Origin of the sequence: Pseudomonas sp. ENNP23, assembly GCF_001728945.1 — a bacterium.
Lineage (GTDB): Bacteria > Pseudomonadota > Gammaproteobacteria > Pseudomonadales > Pseudomonadaceae > Metapseudomonas > Metapseudomonas otitidis.
This window is the reverse complement of record NZ_LYSP01000029.1, coordinates 47,709-69,719: the sequence shown is the minus strand read 5'-3', so window position 1 is coordinate 69,719 and position 22,011 is coordinate 47,709. Positions and strand designations below refer to the sequence as shown.

General features: G+C 67.7%; 20 protein-coding genes. 10 read left to right on the top strand and 10 right to left on the bottom strand.

Annotated elements, in window-relative coordinates:
• Positions 1 to 176: 176 nt before the first annotated feature.
• From A9G05_RS16945 to prfH, 9 genes are all read left to right on the top strand, one after another.
• Positions 177 to 1,148: a phosphate ABC transporter substrate-binding protein PstS gene (locus A9G05_RS16945; protein WP_069562086.1), complete on the top strand. Its 972-nt coding sequence runs from the start codon at positions 177 to 179 to the stop codon at positions 1,146 to 1,148.
• A 482-nt stretch (positions 1,149 to 1,630) separates the two neighbouring features.
• Positions 1,631 to 3,607, top strand: coding sequence for an ABC transporter permease subunit (locus A9G05_RS16940; protein WP_170832320.1), 1,977 nt, complete (start codon positions 1,631 to 1,633; stop codon positions 3,605 to 3,607).
• 162 nt (positions 3,608 to 3,769) lie between these two features.
• On the top strand, positions 3,770 to 5,386 hold the full coding sequence (gene pstA / locus A9G05_RS16935; RefSeq protein WP_139131177.1) for a phosphate ABC transporter permease PstA: 1,617 nt from the start codon (positions 3,770 to 3,772) through the stop codon (positions 5,384 to 5,386).
• Between the two features lie 79 nt (positions 5,387 to 5,465).
• Positions 5,466 to 6,299, top strand: a complete 834-nt coding sequence (gene pstB, locus A9G05_RS16930) for a phosphate ABC transporter ATP-binding protein PstB (protein ID WP_069562083.1) — start codon at positions 5,466 to 5,468, stop codon at positions 6,297 to 6,299.
• Between the two features lie 104 nt (positions 6,300 to 6,403).
• Positions 6,404 to 7,135 (top strand): phosphate signaling complex protein PhoU, encoded by a 732-nt coding sequence (gene phoU / locus A9G05_RS16925; protein ID WP_069562082.1) that lies wholly within the window; start codon positions 6,404 to 6,406, stop codon positions 7,133 to 7,135.
• Positions 7,136 to 7,265: 130 nt separating this feature from the next.
• On the top strand, positions 7,266 to 8,180 hold the full coding sequence (locus A9G05_RS16920; RefSeq protein WP_069562081.1) for a response regulator: 915 nt from the start codon (positions 7,266 to 7,268) through the stop codon (positions 8,178 to 8,180).
• 125 nt (positions 8,181 to 8,305) lie between these two features.
• Positions 8,306 to 9,202, top strand: a complete 897-nt coding sequence (locus A9G05_RS16915) for a peptidoglycan DD-metalloendopeptidase family protein (RefSeq protein WP_069562080.1) — start codon at positions 8,306 to 8,308, stop codon at positions 9,200 to 9,202.
• Between the two features lie 668 nt (positions 9,203 to 9,870).
• Positions 9,871 to 11,007, top strand: a complete 1,137-nt coding sequence (locus tag A9G05_RS16910; protein ID WP_069562079.1) for an RNA ligase RtcB family protein — start codon at positions 9,871 to 9,873, stop codon at positions 11,005 to 11,007.
• Entirely contained in the window at positions 11,007 to 11,621 is a 615-nt protein-coding gene (gene prfH, locus A9G05_RS16905; RefSeq protein WP_069562101.1) for a peptide chain release factor H, read from the top strand. The genes A9G05_RS16910 and prfH overlap by 1 nt, the downstream gene beginning before the upstream one ends.
• Before the next feature lie 50 nt (positions 11,622 to 11,671).
• Here the strand turns inward: prfH and A9G05_RS16900 are convergent, their stop codons facing one another.
• The 4 genes from A9G05_RS16900 to A9G05_RS16885 form a co-directional block, all read right to left on the bottom strand.
• Positions 11,672 to 12,862: an N-acetylmuramoyl-L-alanine amidase gene (locus tag A9G05_RS16900; RefSeq protein ID WP_069562078.1), complete on the bottom strand. Its 1,191-nt coding sequence runs from the start codon at positions 12,860 to 12,862 to the stop codon at positions 11,672 to 11,674.
• A 169-nt stretch (positions 12,863 to 13,031) separates the two neighbouring features.
• Positions 13,032 to 13,793, bottom strand: a complete 762-nt coding sequence (locus tag A9G05_RS16895; protein WP_069562077.1) for a TerC family protein — start codon at positions 13,791 to 13,793, stop codon at positions 13,032 to 13,034.
• A 101-nt stretch (positions 13,794 to 13,894) separates the two neighbouring features.
• Complete coding sequence (locus A9G05_RS16890; protein ID WP_069562076.1) at positions 13,895 to 15,202, bottom strand: CitMHS family transporter; 1,308 nt, start codon at positions 15,200 to 15,202, stop codon at positions 13,895 to 13,897.
• 267 nt (positions 15,203 to 15,469) lie between these two features.
• Complete coding sequence (locus tag A9G05_RS16885; RefSeq protein WP_371850575.1) at positions 15,470 to 16,450, bottom strand: AEC family transporter; 981 nt, start codon at positions 16,448 to 16,450, stop codon at positions 15,470 to 15,472.
• Between the two features lie 41 nt (positions 16,451 to 16,491).
• Between A9G05_RS16885 and A9G05_RS16880 the strand changes: the two genes are divergently transcribed.
• Complete coding sequence (locus tag A9G05_RS16880; RefSeq protein WP_069562074.1) at positions 16,492 to 16,893, top strand: GFA family protein; 402 nt, start codon at positions 16,492 to 16,494, stop codon at positions 16,891 to 16,893.
• An 18-nt stretch (positions 16,894 to 16,911) separates the two neighbouring features.
• Here the strand turns inward: A9G05_RS16880 and A9G05_RS16875 are convergent, their stop codons facing one another.
• The 6 genes from A9G05_RS16875 to A9G05_RS16850 form a co-directional block, all read right to left on the bottom strand.
• Positions 16,912 to 17,385 (bottom strand): Bro-N domain-containing protein, encoded by a 474-nt coding sequence (locus A9G05_RS16875; protein ID WP_069562073.1) that lies wholly within the window; start codon positions 17,383 to 17,385, stop codon positions 16,912 to 16,914.
• Between the two features lie 952 nt (positions 17,386 to 18,337).
• Complete coding sequence (locus A9G05_RS16870; protein ID WP_371850574.1) at positions 18,338 to 20,308, bottom strand: DUF4105 domain-containing protein; 1,971 nt, start codon at positions 20,306 to 20,308, stop codon at positions 18,338 to 18,340.
• Between the two features lie 10 nt (positions 20,309 to 20,318).
• Entirely contained in the window at positions 20,319 to 20,639 is a 321-nt protein-coding gene (locus A9G05_RS16865) for a DUF2388 domain-containing protein (RefSeq protein WP_069562072.1), read from the bottom strand.
• Between the two features lie 172 nt (positions 20,640 to 20,811).
• On the bottom strand, positions 20,812 to 21,129 hold the full coding sequence (locus A9G05_RS16860; RefSeq protein ID WP_069562071.1) for a DUF2388 domain-containing protein: 318 nt from the start codon (positions 21,127 to 21,129) through the stop codon (positions 20,812 to 20,814).
• 131 nt (positions 21,130 to 21,260) lie between these two features.
• Positions 21,261 to 21,470 carry a DUF1127 domain-containing protein gene (locus A9G05_RS16855; protein ID WP_069562070.1) on the bottom strand — a complete coding sequence of 70 codons (210 nt, stop codon included), beginning with the start codon at positions 21,468 to 21,470 and terminating at the stop codon, positions 21,261 to 21,263.
• Between the two features lie 233 nt (positions 21,471 to 21,703).
• The gene (locus A9G05_RS16850; RefSeq protein ID WP_069562069.1) at positions 21,704 to 21,919 is read right to left on the bottom strand and encodes a DUF1127 domain-containing protein; all 216 of its coding nucleotides are present in this window, start codon (positions 21,917 to 21,919) and stop codon (positions 21,704 to 21,706) included.
• Between the last annotated feature and the right edge of the window lie 92 nt (positions 21,920 to 22,011).

Genomic DNA, 22,011 nt, shown 5'->3' with positions numbered 1-22,011 from the left:
GTTCTCCTTGGGCGGGCCCGGGTGGGCTTCCTGTCGGGCTGAGTGGCGGTCGCCAGGGATTGGACCGGCGTGATGGCTATTCATCCAATTGTCATATTCGGGTCATAGAGTGTTCATATGGCCTTCCGATACTGGTCTACGATTCATCCAACCCTATCCCCTGCTAGGAGCAAGGCATGAAACTGAAGCGTTTGATGGCGGCCCTGACTTTCGTCGCCGCCGGCGTTGCCACCGCCAGCGCGGTTGCCGCCGTCGACCCGTCCATCCCGTCCTACACCAAGACCACCGGTGTGTCGGGCAACCTCTCCAGCGTCGGTTCGGACACCCTGGCCAACCTGATGACCCTGTGGGCTGAAGCGTACAAGCGCGAATACCCCAACGTGAACATCCAGATCCAGGCTGCTGGTTCCTCCACCGCGCCGCCGGCCCTGACCGAAGGCACCTCCAACCTCGGCCCGATGAGCCGCAAGATGAAGGATGTCGAGCTGCAGGCCTTCGAGCAGAAGTACGGCTACAAGCCCACCGCCGTCCCGGTCGCCGTCGACGCCCTGGCCGTCTTCGTCCACAAGGACAACCCCATCAAGGGGCTGACCATGCAGCAGGTCGACGCGATCTTCTCCGCCAACCGCCTGTGCGGTGGCAAGAGCGACATCAAGACCTGGGGTGACCTGGGTGTGACCGGCGACCTGGCCGCCAAGCCGATCCAGCTGTTCGGCCGCAACTCGGTATCCGGCACCTACGGCTACTTCAAGGAAGAAGCCCTGTGCAAAGGCGACTTCAAGGCCAACGTCAACGAGCAGCCAGGCTCCGCCTCCGTGGTGCAGTCCATCAGCCAGTCCCTGAACGGCATCGGCTACTCCGGCATCGGCTACAAGACCTCCAGCGTGAAGACCGTTGCCCTGGCCAAGAAGGAAGGCGGCGAGTTCATTGAAGACAACGAGCAGAACGCCCTCAACGGCAGCTACCCGCTGTCCCGCTTCCTCTACGTCTACGTCAACAAGGCCCCGAACAAGCCCCTGGCTCCCCTGGAGGCCGAGTTCATCAAGCTGGTGCTGTCCCAGCAGGGTCAGCAGGTTGTGGTGAAAGACGGCTACATCCCGCTGCCGGCCAAGGTGGCCGAGAAGACCCTGAAGGATCTGGGCCTGTAATCCAGGGCAGATGAAAGGGCGGCTCCCTCCATCGGCCGCCCTGCAAGGATGCGACGGCGTCGGGTGATCCCCGGCGTGAACGCCCGCCCCTGGCACCATGCCCCGGGCGGGCTTCGTTGTGTCACCACGCTGTCATCTTTCTGTCATACGAAGGCTTTAGGGTTTGCCCCATGAATGACCTGGCCAGTTCCCCCATGACCTCGACGAATCCCCCCGCGCGCATCGACTTCAATACGCCGGCGCTGCAGCGCAAGCGTCGCATCCGCGCGCTGAAAGACAACCTGACCCGCTGGTACGTACTGGTGGGTGGCTTGGCGGTCCTTGCGGCCATCACCCTGATCTTCTTCTACCTTGCCTACGTGGTGCTGCCCCTGTTCAAGGGCGCCGAGCTGACCGCGAAGCAGGTGCAGGCGCCGGCCTGGCTGCAACAGGAGACCGGCAAGCCGCTGCTGCTGACCCTGGAAGAGCAGAACCAGGTGGGCATGCGCGTCTCCGACAAGGGTGAGGCGGTGTTCTTCGCCACGAAGGACGGTGCGGAGCTCAAGCGCGTCGCCCTGCCGCTGCCGGAAGGTGTCAGCGTCGCCTCCATCGGCCAGGACCAGCCCGGCCAGCCGCTGGTGGCCCTCGGCCTGTCCAACGGCCAGGCGCTGCTGTTCAAGTACGGCTACCAGGTGACCTACCCGGACAACAAGCGCGTGATCACCCCGCGCATCGACTTCCCCTTCGGCGACAAGCCCATGGCGCTGAACCCCGAGGGCAAGCCGCTGGAGCACGTAGCCGTCAACCAGAACGACGAATCCCTGATTCTGGCCGGCTCCACCGGCAACCAGCTCTACGTGCAGGAGTTGGTGAGCCAGGAGAACATGCTCACTGGCGAGACCACCTTCGAACAGAACGCCATTGCCCTGCCGCAGATGGTCGAGCCGATCAAGGCCATCTACGTCGACCCGCGCCAGCAGTGGCTGTACGTGATCAACGGGCGTGCCCAGGCTGACGTCTTCAGCCTGCGCGAGCAGGCCCTCAACGGTCGCTACAAACTGTTCGAGGACGGTGACCGGGAAACCACCGCCAGCGCCCTGCTGCTGGGTGGCATCTCCCTCATGGTGGGCGACTCCAAGGGTGGCATCGGCCAGTGGTTCATGGTCCGTGGCGCCGACGGCGAAGCCCGCCTGACCCTCATCCGCAGCTTCCAGTTGGGCAGCGCCCCGGTGGTGCAGATCGCCCCTGAGGAGCGCCGCAAGGGCTTCCTCGGCCTGGACGCCAGCGGCAAGCTCGGCGTCTTCCACAGCACCGCCGAGCGCACGCTGCTGATTGAGTCGGTGACCGATGGCGCTGGCGTGCTGGCTCTGTCGCCCCGCGCCAACCGCGTGGTGGTGGAGACCGAGGGCAAGTTCCTGCCGTTCCGCCTCTCCAACCCGCACCCGGAAGTGTCCTGGAGCGCGCTGTGGAGCAAGGTCTGGTACGAGAGCTACGACGAACCCAAGTACGTCTGGCAGTCCACCGCCGCCAACACCGACTTCGAGCCCAAGCTGAGCCTGGCGCCGCTGACCTTCGGCACCCTCAAGGCCGCCTTCTACGCCATGCTGCTGGCCGCTCCGCTGGCCATCGCCGCCGCCATCTACACCGCCTACTTCATGGCCCCCGGCATGCGCCGCAAGGTCAAGCCGGTGATCGAACTGATGGAAGCGCTGCCGACGGTGATCCTCGGCTTCTTCGCCGGCCTGTTCCTGGCGCCTTACGTCGAAGGCCACCTGCCGGGCATCTTCAGCCTGCTGCTGCTGACCCCCATCGGCATCCTGCTCGCCGGCTTCATCTGGAGCCGCCTGCCGGAGTCGGTGCGCCTGCGCGTGCCGGACGGCTTCGAAGCCGCCATCCTGATCCCCGTCGTCCTGCTGGTGGGCTGGTTCGCCCTGGGCATGAGCCCGCTGCTGGAGACCTGGTTCTTCGGCGGTGACATGCGCCTGTGGATCAGCAATGACTTAGGGATCACCTACGACCAGCGCAACGCCCTGATCGTCGGCCTGGCCATGGGCTTCGCGGTGATCCCGAACATCTTCTCCATCGCCGAAGACGCCATCTTCAGCGTGCCCAAGAGCCTCACCTACGGCTCCCTGGCCCTGGGCGCCACGCCCTGGCAGACGCTGACCCGCGTGGTGATCCTCACCGCCAGCCCGGGCATCTTCTCCGCGCTGATGATCGGCCTCGGCCGCGCCGTCGGCGAGACCATGATCGTGCTGATGGCCACCGGCAACACCCCGGTGATGGAGCTGAACATCTTCGAGGGCATGCGCACCCTGGCGGCCAACGTCGCGGTGGAGATGCCGGAATCCGAAGTCGGTGGTTCGCATTACCGCGTGCTGTTCCTCGCCGCGCTGGTGCTGCTCTCCTTCACCTTCGTGATGAACACCCTGGCCGAGCTGATCCGCCAGCGGCTGCGCAAGAAGTACGCATCCCTGTAAGGCGGCCCACGCCGCGACGGCCCCCTCCCGGCGGGAGGGGGTGTGGACAAACAAGCGCCTCCTGCCCTGGGCGGGAAGCACTGGAAGACTCACGAGTTGGAGACATCCGTGAAAAAGGTTTCCCTCAAGAACTGGTTCGAGAGCGGCGCGCCGGGCGTCTGGATGAGCGGTGGCGCCGTGGCCATCGCCGTCATCATGACCATCGGCCTGCTCTCGGTGATCGCCGTGCGCGGCCTGGCCCACTTCTGGCCGGCCGACCTGATCGAAGCGCAGTACAGCATCCCCGGTCAGGCCCCCAAGGCGGTGATCGGCGAAGCGGTGCAAGTCGAGGAAGTGCCCAGCGCGCGCCTCAAGAGCGCCGGCCTGCCGGTGCAGGACGACAGCCCCGAGTTCATGACCCGCGAGCTGCTCAAGGTGGGCAACCGTGAGGTCTACGGCGCTGACTTCTCCTGGGTGGTCGGCGAGTGGTTGAAGGACCCGCAGAAGCCCGCCGAGCTGATCGCGCTGGAGCGCCGCGAGTGGGGCAACTTCTACGGCCGCCTGGTGAGCGTGAAGGAAGACGGCAAGGTGATCGCCGAAGGCGAGGCTGCCATGTCTGCCCTGCAGGAGCGCCTCAAGCGCGTCGACGACCTCTATGCCCAGCTCTACCGGCTGGAGAAGAAGGAGATCGGCGGCATCAACCACGGCCTCGAGCGCCTGCGCCTGGAAGGCCGCAAGCTGGAGCTCAAGGGCGAGCTGGACGCCGTGGCCCAGGCTGATCTGGCGGCCCGTCGCGCCGAGCTGGATGCCCGCTACAAGACCCTCGAAGTCCAGTTGACCGAGCTGCACCAAGCTTTCAACCGCGACAGCGTGGTGGTGCGTGAGGCCGGCGGCCAGGAGCAGGAGATCACCCTCGGCAAGGTGGTACACGCCTACCAGCCCAATGCCATGGGGCTGTTCGAGAAGCTGGGCTTCTACTTCAAGAAACTCTGGGAATTCCTCGCCGACGACCCGCGTGAGGCCAACACCGAGGGCGGCATCTTCCCGGCCATCTTCGGCACCGTGATGATGACCCTGATCATGGCCGTGATCGTCACCCCCTTCGGCGTGGTGGCGGCCATCTACCTGCGCGAGTACGCCAAGCAGGGCCTGCTGACCCGCATCATCCGCATTGCCGTGAACAACCTGGCCGGCGTCCCGGCCATCGTCTACGGCGTGTTCGGCCTGGGCTTCTTCGTCTACGTGGTGGGCGGCTCGCTGGACCGCATGTTCTTCCCCGAGGCCGCCCCGGCGCCGACCTTCGGCACCCCGGGCCTGCTCTGGGCCTCGCTGACCCTGGCGATCCTCGCCGTGCCGGTGGTGATCGTCGCCACCGAGGAAGGCCTGGCGCGCATCCCCCGCGCCGTGCGTGAAGGCTCCCTGGCCCTCGGCGCGACCAAGGCCGAGACCCTGTGGAAGATCGTCCTGCCGATGGCCAGCCCGGCCATGATGACCGGCCTGATCCTCGCCGTGGCCCGCGCCGCCGGCGAAGTGGCGCCGCTGATGCTGGTGGGCGTGGTGAAGCTGGCCCCGAGCCTGCCGGTGGACGGCAACTACCCCTACCTGCACCTGGACCAGAAGATCATGCACCTGGGCTTCCACATCTACGACGTCGGCTTCCAGAGCCCCAACGTCGAGGCCGCCCGCCCGCTGGTGTACGCCACCGCGCTGCTGCTGGTGCTGGTGATCGCCCTGCTGAACTTCTCGGCCGTGGCCATCCGCAACCACCTGCGCGAGAAGTACAAGGCGCTGGAAAACTGATCGAACGCCCGGCGGCCCCAAGGGCCGCCGCGCCTGAATACCTGAGCGCGTAGCCACCGGCTACGAACGGAGCGAGACCATGCAACACGAGACCCACAGCCACGGCGTCAACATCTCCGCCCTGGGCCGCGGCAAGCAGAGCCTGAACCTGGCCGACGAGACCGTCGCGCTGGAAGTGCCCGGCCTGAACCTGTACTACGGCCAGAAGCAGGCCCTGTACGACGTGCAGATGAACATCCCCAAGCAGCGCGTGACCGCCTTCATCGGCCCGTCCGGCTGCGGCAAGTCGACCCTGCTGCGCTGCTTCAACCGCATGAACGACCTGGTGGACGACTGCCGCGTGGAAGGCGAGATCCGCCTGGACGGCAAGAACATCTACCGCAAGGGCGAAGAAGTGGCCGAGCTGCGCCGTCGCGTCGGCATGGTGTTCCAGAAGCCCAACCCCTTCCCCAAGAGCATCTACGAGAACGTCGTCTACGGCCTGCGCATCCAGGGCATCAACAAGAAGCGCGTGCTCGACGAGGCCGTCGAGTGGGCCCTGAAGGGTGCCGCCCTGTGGGACGAGGTGAAGGACCGCCTGCACGAATCCGCCCTTGGCCTCTCCGGCGGTCAGCAGCAGCGCCTGGTCATCGCCCGTACCATCGCGGTCGAACCTGAAGTGCTGCTGCTCGACGAGCCCTGCTCGGCCCTCGACCCGATCTCCACCCTCAAGGTGGAAGAGCTGATCTACGAGCTGAAGAGCAAGTACACCATCGTCATCGTCACCCACAACATGCAGCAGGCCGCGCGCGTCTCCGACTACACGGCGTTCATGTACATGGGCAAGCTGATCGAGTTCGGCGACACCGATACGCTGTTCACCAACCCGTCCAAGAAGCAGACCGAAGACTACATCACCGGCCGCTACGGCTAGTGGCCGGGGCGCCCCCGCCTGTGCGGGCGCCCACGGGTGGACCCGGACAACACGAATGACCTGTAGCTGGCGGCGTGGAGCCTGCAGCTTTCGCGGAGCGAACAATGATCGACAAAGACAGCCTTACCCACCACATCTCCCAGCAGTTCAACGCCGAGCTGGAAGAGGTGCGCAGCCACCTCCTGGCCATGGGCGGCCTGGTGGAGAAACAGGTGAACGACGCCGTCACCGCGCTGATCGACGCCGACTCTGGCCTGGCCCAGCAGGTGCGCGAGATCGACGACCAGATCAACCAGATGGAGCGCAACATCGACGAGGAGTGCGTGCGCATCCTCGCCCGTCGCCAGCCGGCCGCCTCCGACCTGCGCCTGATCATCAGCATCTCCAAGTCGGTGATCGACCTGGAGCGCATCGGCGACGAATCCTCGAAGATCGCCCGCCGCGCCATCCAGCTCTGCGAAGAGGGCGTCTCGCCCCGGGGCTACGTCGAGGTGCGCCACATCGGCGACCAGGTGCGCAAGATGGTCCAGGAGGCGCTGGACGCCTTCGCCCGCTTCGACGCCGACCTGGCCCTGTCGGTGGCCCAGTACGACAAGACCATCGACCGCGAGTACAAGACCGCCCTGCGCGAGCTGGTCACCTACATGATGGAAGACCCCCGCGCCATCAGCCGCGTGCTCAACATCATCTGGGCCCTGCGTTCGCTGGAACGCATCGGTGACCACGCGCGCAACATCGCCGAACTGGTGATCTACCTGGTGCGCGGCACCGACGTGCGCCACATGGGCCTGGCCCGCATGCAGGAAGAAGTGCAGGGCGCGGGCAAGCCCGAGTAAGCTCCGCCTACGGGCCGGTCGCCCTTTTCCCGTTGGACCCGTCGCGCCCCGGCTTGCCCGGGGCGCATTCTATTTGGCACAGCACTATCGCCCGCAGCTATGCTTAGGTCCGGTCTGAGAGGAGTGGTTGATGAGCAAAGTTACTGTGCTGGTGGTGGACGACGCGTCCTTTATTCGTGACCTGGTGAAAAAGGGCCTGCGCGACCATTTCCCGGGTATCCAGATCGAAGAAGCGGTGAATGGCCGCAAGGCCCAGCAGATGCTCAGCCGCTCGTCGGTGGACCTGATCCTCTGCGACTGGGAGATGCCGGAGATGTCCGGCCTCGAGCTGCTCACCTGGTGCCGCGCCGAGGAAAGCCACAAGACCACGCCCTTCGTCATGGTCACCAGCCGTGGCGACAAGGAGAACGTGGTGCAGGCCATCCAGGCCGGCGTCTCCGACTACATCGGCAAGCCCTTCTCCAACGATCAGTTGGTGACCAAGGTCAAGAAGCAACTGGCCCGCGCCGGCCGCCTCGAAGCCCTGGCCGCCTCCGCGCCGCCCAAGATGCTCAGCACCGGCGGCTTCGCCAACGATTCCCTGGCCGCACTGACCGGCGGCAAGGGCGCCGACGTGGTCAAGCCCAAAAGCCCCAGCGCCAAGCCGGCGGTCCAGGCCGCCGCTGCCTTCGCCGCACCGACCAAGAGCGCTGCCGCCAAGGTGCCCGCCGGCCGTGGCCAGGCCCAGTTGCGCCTGCCCTCGGCGGTGCTCTCCTGCGTGATCAAGACCATCAGCCTCAAGGACGCCCACCTGGTGGTGAAGCGGGGCGACCCGCTGCCCCAGGTGCTGGAAAGCGCCGTGCTCGACCTGGAGCAGGGCGAGGGTGGCGAAGTGGCGCGCCTCAACGGCTACCTGCACGCCGTCGCCGCGCTGGAGCCCAAGCCCGACAGCGAGTGGCTGCAGCTCACCTTCCGCTTCGTCGACCGCGACCCGCAGAAGCTCGACTACCTGTCGCGCCTGATCGCCCGCGGCACCGCCCAGAAGCACTTCGTTCCCGGCGCCTGATGCCCGCCGGTCCGCCCGGACCGGCCCCCCAGCCAACCCCGTCACAGCCCGACCGCCGGCGCCTCGCACAGGACCGGCGGCGCTGCTAGGCTTGCCAGCTCATAACACTCATGAAACGTGCAGTCATGCCAGGGCGCGCTCTACTTCTCTGCTGCTTGCTGGTGGCCGCTATGCCCGCCAGCGCACTGACCATCTACAAGTACACCGACGCCAACGGCGTGGTGACCTACACCGACAAGGCCGTCTCCGGCGCTCAGGTGTTCGTCTTCCGCGACCGCATGGTGGAGCGGCTGGACCGCTCGGTGAAGCTGGAGACCCAGAAGCACGACGCCGGCGAGACCCTGCTGGTGCGCAACGACCTGTTCGCCCCGGTGGAAGTGGAGCTGAGCCTGGAGAACGTCAGCAACGCCATCGGCGACCCCGGCCGGCCGATCCGCTGGGTGCTGCCGCCGCGCAGCAAGATCCGCCTGGTCACCCTCAGCCCCGAGAACCCCGGCAAGGCCCTGCGCTACAAGCCGCGCCTGCGCTACGCCCTGGGCGACCCCCGGCAGCAACCCTCGCTGTACCGCTACCCGCTGCCCTGGCTCGGCGGCCCCTTCCGCCTGACCCAGGGCGCCAACGGCCAGTACAGCCACTTCACCCCCAAGGGCCGCTATGCCCAGGACGTGGCCATGCCCGAGGGCACGCCCATCGTCGCCGCCCGTGCCGGCATGGTGGTCAAGACCGAGAACCGCCAGAGCGGCCGGGGCGAGAACCCCTCCGGCAACTTCGTGCGCATCCTCCACGACGACGGCACCATGGGCGTCTACCTGCACCTCATGAAAGGCTCGGTGCAGGTCCAGGAAGGCCAGCGCGTGGCGCTTGGCGAGCAGATCGGCCGCTCCGGCAACACCGGCAACAGCACCGGCCCGCACCTGCACTTCGTCATCCAGCGCAACGTCGGCCTGGCCCTGGAGTCCATCCCCTTCGACTTCGCCCAGCCGGTGGACAGCCTGCCCAACTTCGCCGTTGGCGGTGAATGACAGCGCTCTGTCTGAGTTAAGTGTTGCTAGAAGATTTGAGCCCAGCTGATTGCCGAGCTTCGCGGGTGACTCTGGTTTCGCCCTCCCGGGCGAGTCACTTTTCTCAATCGTCGGGATGCCGAACCACAGAAAAGGAACCCAAAGGGCTTGCCCCTCCATACGGGGCTGGCTGAAGCCAGACTTCCCTCGCTCCATCATCGCTCCAGGGGCACGCCGCGAAGGGCCATCCCTGGCCCATCGCTGCTCTCGCGACATCCATGTCGCTCAACCCCTTCCACGACGATTCGCTCAGCCTCCTGGGAAGGGGCGTTTGGTGGCTGCTTCAACATCGATGCTCGGATCCTCACATCGATGTGGGCACCAAACCAGCGCGCAAACCCTAGGGATTCCGGGAAGGGCCGTGCTAGAACGCTTGAGTTGAAACCACAACAGCTAACGCAGAAAGAGCCAATGACAGCGCTTGCGTCACCCCGGTCGGCGCGCCTAAAATGCGCGCCTTTCCCCCAACCCGACAGCAAAGGAGGTTCATCATGCAAACACTGATCACCCTTTGCAGGTCGCGCCTGGCTTAATCGCCCCTTCCGTCCTTCTTCGCGACGGTTCCGCATCGCCCGGCCCCAGGCCTGCCAAATCCAAGCATTTTCGTTTCAACCCATTTGGATTGGACCATGGGCACTTGCATTCGCAATCTGGCCGACGGCATCACCCTGATCGCCGCGGACGACACCTGGATCGAAGGAAAAGCGATCCAGCAACTTGAAACCACCGCCCGCCTGCCGGGCATGCAACGGGTGGCCGGCATGCCGGACCTGCACCCGGGGCGCGGCTACCCGGTGGGCGCCGCGTTCTTCTCCAGCGGGCGCTTCTACCCCGCCCTGGTGGGCAACGACATTGGCTGCGGCATGGCCTTCTGGCGCACCGACATCCCCGTCGCCAAGCTCCACCTGGACAAGCTGGAGAAGCGCCTGGGCTCCCTCGATGCGCCGCTGGACGACAGCTGGCAGGAGGCGATCACCGCCTTCGGCCTGCCGCCCTGCGGACACGAGCGTTCCCTGGGCACCATCGGCGGCGGCAACCACTTCGCCGAGCTGCAGCAGCTCGACGAGGCCTACGACGCCGACGCCCTGGCGGCCTTGGGCATCGACCGCAAGCACCTGCTCCTGCTGGTGCACAGCGGCTCGCGCGGCCTGGGCGAAGCCATCCTGCGCGAGCAGGTGGACCGCTTCAGCCACGCCGGCCTGGAGGCCGGCAGCCCGGAGGCCGAGCACTACCTGGCCCGCCACGACGGCGCCCTGCGCTTCGCCGAAGCCAACCGGCAACTGATCGCCCGACGCATCCTCGACCGCCTGCGTGCAGACGGCGAACAACTGCTGGACGTGAACCACAACCTCGTCTCCGCTGCGACCATCGGCGGCGTCGACGGTTGGCTGCACCGCAAGGGCGCCACCCCCGCCGACCAGGGCGTGATGGTCATCCCCGGTTCCCGGGGTGACTACAGCTACCTGGTGGCCCCGGTGCCCGACGAGCGCAGCCTCAACTCCCTGGCTCACGGCGCCGGGCGCAAGTGGATGCGCAGCGAGTGCAAGGACCGCCTCGCCAAGCGCTACAGCGTCGAGCAACTGGAACGCACCGCCCTCGGCAGCCGGGTGATCTGCGCCGACCGCGCGCTGATCTACGAGGAAGCGCCGGAAGCCTACAAGGCCATCGACTCGGTGGTCGGCGCCCTGCGCGATGCCGGGCTGGTGCAGGTGCTGGCGCGGCTCAAGCCGGTGCTGACCTACAAGACGCGCGGAGGGTGCTGCTGATGATCCTCCTGCAACTCTCGGCGGCCCAGGGGCCGGACGAATGCGCCCTGGCGGTGGCCAAGGCGCTGCAGCGGCTGACGCACGAAGCCGCGCAGCGGCAGGTTCGCGTACAGGTACTGGAGCGGGAGGAGGGTGCCCGGCGCGGCACCCTCGTCTCCGCCCTACTGGCCCTGGACGGCGACCAGGCCGACGGCCTCGCCCGGGACTGGGAAGGCACCCTGCAATGGACCTGCCCCAGCCCCTACCGGCCCAACCACGGGCGCAAGAACTGGTTCTTCGGCGGGGCTCGCTTCGCCCCGCCGCCGGCCAGCCTCGAAGGCGAGATCCGCTTCGAAGCCCTGCGCGCCTCCGGCCCCGGCGGGCAACACGTCAACACCACCGACTCGGCAGTGCGCGCTACCCACCTCGCCAGCGGCATCAGCGTCAAGGTGCAGAGCGAGCGCAGCCAGCACGCCAACAAGCGCCTGGCCATCCTCCTCATCGGCCAGCGCCTGGCGCAACGGGCCGAAGAAGCGGACGGCGCCCTGCGCGCGGAGCGGCGCCTGTTCCACCACCGGGTGGAGCGGGGCAACCCGGTGCGCTGCTTCAAGGGCGAGCGGTTCGAGCCGATGTGAACACACGCGCAGGTCGGGTTCGCCCGCACCTGCGCGTCATCGGTGATCCATCAACTGCTCTGGCTGGCCTTCATCGAGGCCAGCAACGTGCCTTGCGGCGGCGCTGCCCGGAAGTGCCGGTACAACCCGTCGAAGATCGCGTTCGCTACCCGCTGCTGGTGGCGGGCATCGATCAGCCGACGGCAATCACCCGGGTTGGACATGAAGCCGGTTTCCACCAGCACCGAGGGGATGTCCGGAGACTTGAGCACGGCGAAGCCCGCCTGCTCGACCCGCTTCTGGTGCACGCCCGCCACACCCTGCAGGCTGCCCAGGATGCTCTTGCCCAGGTCCAGGCTGGTGGCGATGGTGGCGGTCATCGACATGTCGAGAATCACCCCGGCCAGCATCGGGTCCTTGTCCTTCAGCGACAGCAAACGCTCGGCACCGATCAGGTCCACACGGTTCTCGCGCTCGGCGAGCCAGCGCGCCGTGGTGGACGTCGCCCCGCCCTGGGACAGCGCGAAAACCGACGCCCCGGAGGCACTGCGCCTGGGCGCCGCATCGGCATGGACGGAGATGAACAGATCGGCGTTGCGCCGCCGGGCGATCTCGACCCGCTTGCGCAGCGGTACGAACACGTCGTCATTGCGCACCAGATGGGCCTTGAAGCCCTTCTGGGCATTCACCTTCCTGGCCAGCAGGCGGGCGATGGCCAATGCCACCGCCTTCTCCTGCTCACCGTTGAAACCGATGGCGCCCGGGTCCTTGCCGCCGTGGCCCGCGTCGATGGCGACGACGATGTCCCGCTGCCCGCCTGCAGGAGCGACCGCCGTAGCGGCCGGCGCCAACGCAGGGGCGGGCGTGAGCGGCTGGAAGTCCAGCACCAGCCGGTGCCCCTTGCCCTCCCCAGGTGGCAGCAGGAAGCTGCTCAGCTGCGCCGGGGCCTGCAGGTCGAACACCAGCCGCGTGCTGCGGCCCTGCAGACCACTGCGGACCGAACGGATCGGCCCCTGGCCCAGCGCCAGGTCCTGCAGGTGAGCGTCCAGGCGGGTGTCGTCCAGGTCGACGATGACCCGCTCCGGCGCGGCCAGCGCGAAGCTGCGGAAGTTCACCGGGCCGCTGAGGTCCAACACGATGCGCAGGCGGTCGGCCGTCCGCCAACTGCGAACCTGGGTGACGGCCTGGGCGGCGGAGGCCTTGGCAGCGAAGGGCAGGGTGAAACCGGCGAGCACGAACTTGAGCAGATGACGGCGATCCATGAGGGGGCTCCATCGCATCGAGGAAAGCGGGATCGGCCAATTATGTTATAAAGTAACGTTTTTGGCAGCCCGACTCCGGCTCGACGTTCCCTCTGCCGTGCGTTTCGCACCCACAAAAAACGGGGCCCTTCGGCCCCGTTCTCGTTTCAACTGGTGGTCACGCCCGGGCTTATTCCCCCGGGATGTCCTTGCGCAGCTTCACCGCCTCCTGCTTGCGCCCACGGGCGATGCGCATGCGGATGTTCAGCGCCTCCACGCCCAGGGAGAAGGCCATGGCGAAGTACACATAGCCCTTCGGCACGTGGACTTCGAAAGCCTCGGCGATGAGCACGGTGCCCACCACCACCAGGAAGGCCAGGGCCAGCATCTTCAGGCTCGGGTGCTTGTCGATGAAGGCACTGATGGTGCCGGCGGCGGCCATCATCACCAGCACGGCGACGATGATCGCGGCGACCATCACCGGCACGTGGGAAACCATGCCCACGGCAGTGATCACCGAGTCCAGGGAGAACACGATGTCGATGATGGCGATCTGGATGATGGTGCCGATGAAGTTGCGCGCGGCGCCCGTGGCCGGCGTGGCTTCGGTCTCGTCCTCACCCTCCAGGCTGTGGAACATCTCGGTGCTGCTCTTCCACAGCAGGAACAGGCCGCCGAAGAACAGGATCAGGTCGCGCCCCGAGATGCCCTGGCCGAACAGATGGAACAGGTCGGTGGTGAGCCGCATGATCCAGGTGATCGACAGCAGCAGCAGGATGCGCGTGACCATCGCCAGCGCCAGGCCGAAGAACCGGGTGCGTGCCTGCATATGCGGCGGCATGCGGCCCACGAGGATGGCGATCATGATGATGTTGTCGATGCCCAGGACAATCTCCAGGGCGGTCAGGGTGAAGAAGGCGACCCAGATTTCCGGGCTGGTCAGCCATTCCATGATGCGAATACCTCGTGGTGTCGACGGCTAGGTTGGAGCACGGCCATGCCGGAAAGTGCGAGCCTTTCCGGCGTGAATGAATTAAAGGAGGCGCCTGACCCTCACGGGGTGCCGAACAGCGGGAAGACCCCGAGCAGCAGCGCGGCGAGCAGGATACACAGGCAGATCAGAACCGCCCACTTCAACGTGAAGCGCTGGTGGTCGCCGAATTCGATCTTCGCCAGGCCCACCAGCAGGTAGGTGGAGGGCACCAGCGGGCTCAGCAGGTGCACCGGCTGGCCTACGATGGAGGCCCGCGCCATCTCCACCGGGCTGATGCCGTAATGACCCGCCGCCTCGGTCAGTACCGGCAACACGCCGTAATAGAAAGCGTCGTTGGACATGAAGAAAGTGAACGGCATGCTCACCACCGCCGTGATCACCGCCATGTACGGCCCCATGGACGGCGGGATCACCGCCAGCAGGCTCTTGGACATCGCCTCCACCATCCCCGTGCCGGAGAGGATGCCGGTGAAGATGCCGGCCGCGAAGATCAGCCCCACCACCGCCAGCACGTTGCCGGCATGGGCCGCCACGCGCTCCTTCTGCTGCTGCAGGCAGGGGTAGTTGATGATCATCGCGATGCTGAAGGCCACCATGAACAGCACCGGCAGCGGCATCAGACCGAGGATCAGCGTCACCATCAGTGCCGCCGTCAGCGCCGCGTTCACCCACAGAAGCTTCGGCCGGCGCGCCTCGGGGAACTGCGACACGCTGATGTCCACATGGCTTTCCGGCAGGTCCGGCAGTTGCAGCACGCCCAGGCGGGCGCGCTCACGCTTGCCATAGGCCCAGGCCAGGCCGAACAGCGCCACGGCACCGGCCGCCATCGCCGGGATCATCGGCACGAAGATGTCCGACGGGTCCACGTGCAGCGCACTGGCCGCACGGGCGGTGGGGCCGCCCCACGGGGTCATGTTCATGATCCCGCCGGCCAGGATGATCAGCCCCGCCATGATCAGCGGGCTCATGCCCAGGCGGCTGTACAGCGGCAGCAGTGCCGCCACGCAGATCATGTAGGTGGTCGCACCGTCGCCATCGAGGGAGACGATCAGCGCCAGCGCTGCCGTGCCCATCGACACCTTCAGCGGATCGCCCTTCACCAGCCGCAGGATCGCCCGCACCGGCGGGTCGAACAGGCCCGAGTCGATCATCAGGGCGAAGTAGAGGATGGCGAACATCAGCATCACGCCCGTGGGCGCCAGCTTGGTGATGCCCTCCAGCATCATCGGGCCGATACCGGCGGCGAAGCCACCGATCAGCGCGAAGGTGATGGGCACGATGATCAGGGCGATCAGGGCGGACAGGCGCTTGGTCATGATCAGGAACATGAAGGTCATGACCATGGCGAAACCGAGGAAGGTCAGCATGGGAATCTCCGGACGAAAGGCGATGAGGACGGGAGCCGGTCAGCGCGCAGCGGGTCGGGTACGGAGAGGGGGCGGAACGAGGCCGAGGAGGCGGCAGGAGCGGAGCATGGCAATCACCCATCTTGTTGTTGTCGGGGTGCCTGGCGCGGAACGGGCAGCGCCGGGCGGCCGGTCTGTGCCGGCGGTGGGGCGATGCTAAGGGGCGAAGCTTTCAGCCAGCTTTCGCTGCGAACCGGCAGCGAAGTGCCGCGAAATCCGGACGGGCGGTCAGCCCGCCCCGGCTTGCAGCAGCGCCAGCACGGCCACCAGGGTGGCGCCGGAAAGCAGCGTCTGCAGGGTGATGATCCCCGCCATAAGGTGGCCGTCGCCGCCCAACTGGCGGGTCAGCACATAGGCGGTGGGCGCCGTCGGCAGGGCGAAGAACAGCACCAGGATGCTGCTCTCCATCGCCGGCAGCCCGAGCACTCGCGCCACGGCGAAGGCCAGCGCCGGCATCGCCAGCAGCCGCGCCGCGCAGTTCCAGCCCAGGGCCGGCAGCTCGCCGCCCAGCTCGCGGGGTTGCAGCGCCGCCCCCACGCAGAGCAGGCCCAGGGGCAGGCTCGCCACCGCCACCAGGTTGAGCAACCGGTCCAGCCCGCCGCCCAGGCCCAGCCCCGTCAGGTTGTAGGCCGCACCGGCCAGGCAGGCGAGGATCAACGGATTCTTCACCATCGGCAGCAGCAGGCCCCGTGCGCTGACCCCGCGCTCGGCAGTCAGCGACCACACCGACAGCAGGTTCACCGTCGGCACCATCAGCGCCAGCATCAGCGCCGCAATGGCCAGCCCCTCCTGGCCGAACAGGCTGCCGATGGCCGCCAGCCCCAGGTAGGTGTTGAAGCGCAGCACGCCCTGGGTGATCGCCCCGAAGCGCGCCGCCGGCCAGCCCAGCAGGCGCCGCGCCAGCAGCAACCCCGCCCAGCCCAGGCCCAGGCCCAGCAGCACCGCCAACGCCAGGCGCGGCAGCGCCGGGTTGTCCAGCGGCGCCGTGGCCAGGCTGCTGAACAGCAGCGCGGGGAACAGGATGAAGTAGTTCAAACGCTCGGCGGCCGGCCAGAAGGCCTCGCCGGGGAAGTCGACCCGCCGCAGCACATGGCCGGCGACGATCAGGGCGAACAGGGGCCAGAGGGCCTGGAGCAGGGTCAGCACGGGCGCGTCCGATTGTCCGGTGGCGAAGGCCGCATCTTGTCCGTCGCGGCCCTCACGGCGCAACCGGCAACGCGCTAGGCTGCGCCTTTGCCAAGGAGCACGCCATGACCACCGTACACACCGGCGGCTGCCACTGCGGCCGCCTGCGCTACCGCTTCGACGCCCCCCTGGCCGACATCGCCCACTGCCACTGCAGCGACTGCCGGCGCATCACCGGCGGCCTGGTGACCACCTGGATCACCGTGCCCCGCGCGGCGTTCACCTGGCTCCACGGGCAGCCGGCCGAGTACCGCTCCTCCGCCACCTGCAGCCGCTACTTCTGTGGCCATTGCGGCTGCCACTTGGCGCTCTACACCAGCCTCAGCCCGGACAGCCTCGACGTCACCGTGGCCACCCTCGACGACGTCCACCAGGCCCCGGCCGACCGCCACATCTGGGTGCGCAGCCGCCTGCCCTGGGTGACCCTCGACCCGCACCTGCCGGAGGAGCAGGAAGAGGCGCTGTGAGTTATCTACAGCGCCCCATCAGCGCACGGCCAGCACCCTCGGCAGTTCCCCACAGGGCACCCAGACCCGGCCCTGCCACTCCAGCACGCTGACCGGCTGGCCCGTGCCGTGGAGCTGCACCTGCCGGGGCTGCACCGGGTCGCCCCGGCACTCGCTGCGCAGCGTCAGCACCACCTCCTGGGTGAGCCACTGGCGGATGCTGCGGTTCTCCGGGTGGTAGTAGTGGATCAGCGCCCCATAGGCCGCCGACTCGCTCACCAGCAAACCTTCCTCCGCCACCCCGCCGCCGTCCGGGTACCAGGCCCAGCGCCACTGGTCCGGATCGAGATTGGCGCGGATGCGGTCCTCCAGCAGCGGGTGCTGCATCAGCCGCCCCAGGTCGCGCACGCAGAACCAGGCCTGGTCATCCAGCAGAAAGGCCCGCAACTGGCGGCGATGGCGGATGAAGACACGGGGTTGGAGGATGGGGGTGTCGTCGAGCAGCTCATTCATGAGTGCATCTCCAAGTGTCGTTGAGAGGGCCCTTGTTGAGAGGGCGGCCGGGTACTTCAACACCGCACTTGGAACGGCCCGCAGATTTCCCCCCGAAGGAGTCTTTTATGGCTGCGCGCTACCCGGCCAGAACGACCGCTGTTTGACCAGCGCCGCGACTATCGGGTGCGGAGGACCGCCAAGTGAGAGGTGTGTTGAGCACCGGCGACGGACACTAGAGAGCCGAACCAGGCCAAACAACGTGATCACAGGGGAATCGGATTGTACGGAGGCACACCCACCCATTTCCCCCAACGTCCTCATCCCACGCTGTAGGAAACCACGTAAAAATGCCGCCCACCGCGTAGGCTGGAATCCATCAGCTCCCACCGCCCACCCCCCGGTCGGGCTGTACACGACCCGTAGGATGTGCTGAGGCTACGAAGCGCATCACGTCGCGGCCAGGCGGTGGCACCACATGTTGCGCCCGGCTTGATGGGCTTCGCTGCGCTCAGCGCCATCCTACGGGGCGTTGGCCGAGGCTTTGGCGCAGGGTGCGTGGATGTATGAAGCGTACGGCTGTAGCCCGGGCTTCAGCCCGGGAGCGGCGCTGGGCATTCCCGGACTGAAGTCCGGGCTACGGTCTGAGCACCATCCTACGGGGGCGTTGACCGAGGCTTTGGCACGGGACCGCGTGGATCGGTGAAGCGCGATCCCCCCTACGGTTGGTGCTGCCTGGTCGCTTAGGGTGGATGCCGCTCTTCGCATCCACCAACTCCCGCCGCCTGCACCCCGGTCGGGCTGGGCAGGATCCGTAGGATGCGCTGAGGCACGAAGCGCATCGCGTCCATATCAGGTCATGGCACCACATGTTGCGCTCGGCCTGATGGGCATCGCTGCGCTCAGCGCCATCCTTCGGGGCTGTTGGTCGTGGCTGTGGCGTGCGATCCACCCTGCACCTGTGGGAGCGGGCTCAGGGCAGTTCGAGGCCGCCGGCGGCTTTGTGCAACTGGCGCAGGTGGGCGCCGAGCTGGTCGAGGTTGGCCTGGGTGGCGTCGAGTTCGGTGAGGATGCGCGGGTCGATCAGTTCGCGCAGTTCACGGTCGAGGCTGTCGGTGAGCTGGCGCAGGGTGCGCTGGCGGTTGGCGCTCTCTTCCTGCAGGCGCTGCCATTCGCTGGCCTGGGGCAGGCCGTAGCCGCTGCCTTGCAGCAGGTCGGCCGGGCGGCTGAGGAAGCCGCTGTTGGCGAGGATCTGTTCGAGGGTGCCGCCAGCGCGGGAGAACTCGGTCTGGCCGAGGGTGGCGCGGTTGTCCAGGTAGCGGCGCTTGAGGTCGTCCTGGGCGAGCAGCATCTGCCGGCGCATGGCGGCCTGCTCCAGCAGCAGCAGGGCGGCGCTGCCGCGCAGGTCGGCGTGTTCGATGTATGGGCGGCGGCGGGTGGCGTCCTGGGCGAGCCAGGTTTCCACGTCGGCCTCGGGCAGCCCCAGGCGCTGGCGGGCGATGTCGAACATGGCCTGATAGCGGTCGCGGAAGGAGTCGAAGCGGTAGCCCAGGCGCAGGGCTTCCTTCGGGTCGCGCAGGGGGCTGGGGTCGGCCACGCCGCGCCCTTCCAGCACGGCGAGTAGGCCGTTGGGCATGATGCTGTCGAGGTCGTCCAGGCGCGGGTCGGCGGTGCCGCTGCGCAGCAGCTTGAGGGTCTCGACGGCGCAGTTGTTGGAGAGGAACCAGTAGTTGCCGTCGTAGCTCCAGTGCATTTCGGCGGCGCGCTCCACCAGGTTGTGGACCTGCTCGCGGTCCAGGCGCAGGGGCACGGAGGCGAGGCTGCGCATTTCCACCTTGGTGTACTCGTCGATCACCTGGGCCAGCGGCAGGACGAACAGCCGCGAGGGGTAGGCGCCGGTAAGGCCGTCCCAACTGGAGAGCTGCACGTCGCCGACGAAGGCGCGGTAGGAGAGCACCAGGTGCTGGTCGAGGTCGAGCCGGCAGTCCGGGCCGCGCGGGCGACCGGGGGCGCAGATGACCAGGCGCAGCATGGTGTGGCCCCAGCGGCTGGCCCAGTTGTCGTTGGCTTCGGCGAACAGGTAGTCCACTTCGTAGACCCGATCGGGGTCGAGGCGCCCCAGGGGTTCGCGGCCGAAGTCGCGCCCAGCGTTGAGGTAGGCCAGTTCGCTGGCGCAGGTGCCGGCGGCGTCCGGGGCCCAGCCGAAGTGGTCGCGGAAGTAGCGGTACAGCGCGGGGCGCCGGCAGCGGTAGTCGGGGTCGAGGAGGAAGTACTCCATGTTCACCGCGACGAATTCCCGGGGGTTGGTCAGCTCGTAGAGGTCGGGGCTGCGGGCGGCCTGGTGGTTGTCCGCTTCCCGCTCGCCGCGCTGGCCGACGCGCTGGGGCCAGCCGGCGAGGTCCAGCAGGCGCGGGTCGTCGCTGAAGGTGAAGCGGCGGGCGGTCTGCCCGCGGCACTCGCTGCGCAGGCCGACGGCGCCGGTGCTGGCCTGGGCGCTGCGGCAGCGGAAGCCGAGGCTGCGATGGGCGGCGTCGCGGTAGTGGGCGCGGTCGTAGAGGTGGGTCAGCTCGTGGAGCACGGTGGCCAGCAGTTCGCGGCGCACGGTGCCGTGGGGGCGCGTGGTCTTCTCGCGGGCGGCGCTGCCATCGGCGAGGGCGGGCAGCAGGGCGCGGTTGAGGTCGAGGGCGTCGATGCGGGTGGCGCGGCCGTAGGCGTTGTCCGGCAGGTCATCGGCCCAGGTGACTTCCACCTGGCGGTCGAGGCGTTCGATGAAGCGCGGCGGCAGCTTCTGCAGGGCTTCGTCGAGCAGGGCCTGGCTGGCCTGGCGCTGGGCGGCGTCGAGGCCGTCGGTCTTCAGCGCCAGGCGCAGGTCGGCACGGGCGCTGGCGCAGGCCAGCAGGGCGGCCAGGCCAAGCGCGCCGAGGCGCCACAGACGCAGGCTCAAGGGCGCCGCTTCAGAGGGCGAGGATGGCCTGGGCGAGGGTTTCGTCGCTGGCCTCGCGGGCTTCCGGCAGGCGGGTGCGCAGGGTGTCGAAGGCGGCTTCGAGCTGCACGCCACGGATGGCGCCTTCGCTGGCGACGAAGCTGGCAGCGTCGTCGCGGGCCTCGCGGATCACCTTCATGTCGCGGATGGAGGTGGTGGTGTCGGAGGTGAAGTCGATGCTGCGGCCCAGTGCACGGACGACGATGTTGCTGGTGGCGACCAGGGTCTGGGCCTGGGCGATGCCGGTGAACAGGGTGAGGGCGGTGGCAGCGACGATCAGCGTGCGACGCATGGAGGGTCTCCGGAGGTGAAAACTGTACGGGTCATTGGACGTCAAGGCGGCCGCCCGGTTCAGCGCAAGCGCAGCGGCACCGGCGCGGCGGGCGCAAAGGCTAGCGAAAGGCGCCAGGCGCGGCCATAGCCTGCTGTCGCGGCTGTGAACCGGGTGGCGCCGATCGGGTGCCTCAGAGGGCGAGGATGGCTTCGGCCAGTTGCAGGTCGCTGGCCTGCAGTTGCGGGGCCTGGGTGCGGATGTGTACCAGGGCGGCTTCCAGGCGGGCACCGCGAATGGCGCCTTCGCTGGCGACGAAGCTGGCGGCGTCGTCACGGGCGGCGCGTACCAGCTTGCTGTCGCGCAGGGAGGAGGAGGCGTCCGAAGTGGTGTCGGCGCTGGCGCTGAGGGCGCCGGCCAGGGAGTCGGTGGTCACGGCAAGGCTGGAGGCGAAGGTGGCGCTGGAGAAGGCCAGGAGCGCAGCGGCACCGAGCAGGCGGAACGAGGGCATGGGGAAACTCCTGTACGGCAGGGGGACGCCCCTCGGGGCGTCCCATCGACACGATGCCCCGGAGCGGGGCGGCGCCGATTTTCGCACAGGGCCCAGCGCAGCGGCAGAGCAGATGACCGCCGGGGCGCGCCTCAGCGCCAGAACGGCTTGTCCAGCTCGACGCGCCGGTCGCTTTCGCTGAGGCCGATGTCGGCCAGTTGCTGGGCGTTGAGCTGGGCCAACTGGCAGCGGGTCCGGGCGTTGCGCTGCCACTCGACGACGCGGGCGTACAGGCGCAGGAACAGCGGCGCACTCGGTGTGGGCGGCAGTGGGGCGGGGCGGGCGTGGAGGTGGCGTTCCATGGTGGTGGCTTCCCTGTTGAGGTGGGGCAGTCCATGGTCGCGCGGTGGGGGGAGCGTGGGCAGGCACAGCGGGGTGGAATTGTACGGGTCCAGGTGCGGATATTCGCGAACTGTTACGCCCGTATCCGGCACATCTGTACCAGCGTCCGGTTTCCCGGGGCCGTAAAAACGAAAACCCGCCGGCTGAGCGGCGGGTTCTGTCGGTACTGCGGTGCGGCTTGCGCCGCGCTGGCTCAACGCCAGAAGGGCTTGTTCAGCTCCATTTCACGCTGCGCTTCGCTGATGCCGGCGTCGGCCAGCAGGCGGGCGTCCAGCATGGCCAGTTGACGACGGCTGGCGATGCGGCGCTGCCACAGCAGCAGGGTGGAGATGACGCGCAGCGGCCAGGAGGCTTTGGCGCTCGACTCGTGGGAGTTGAAGATCAGGTCGGAACTGAGGGTACGTTCCATGGCGGTGCTTCCTTCCCGCTTGTGGCGGGGCTAGAGGGGTTGTCTGGTGGCTATTTTCTAGCCGGAACAGCCGACTCAGTAGTCACAGCTAC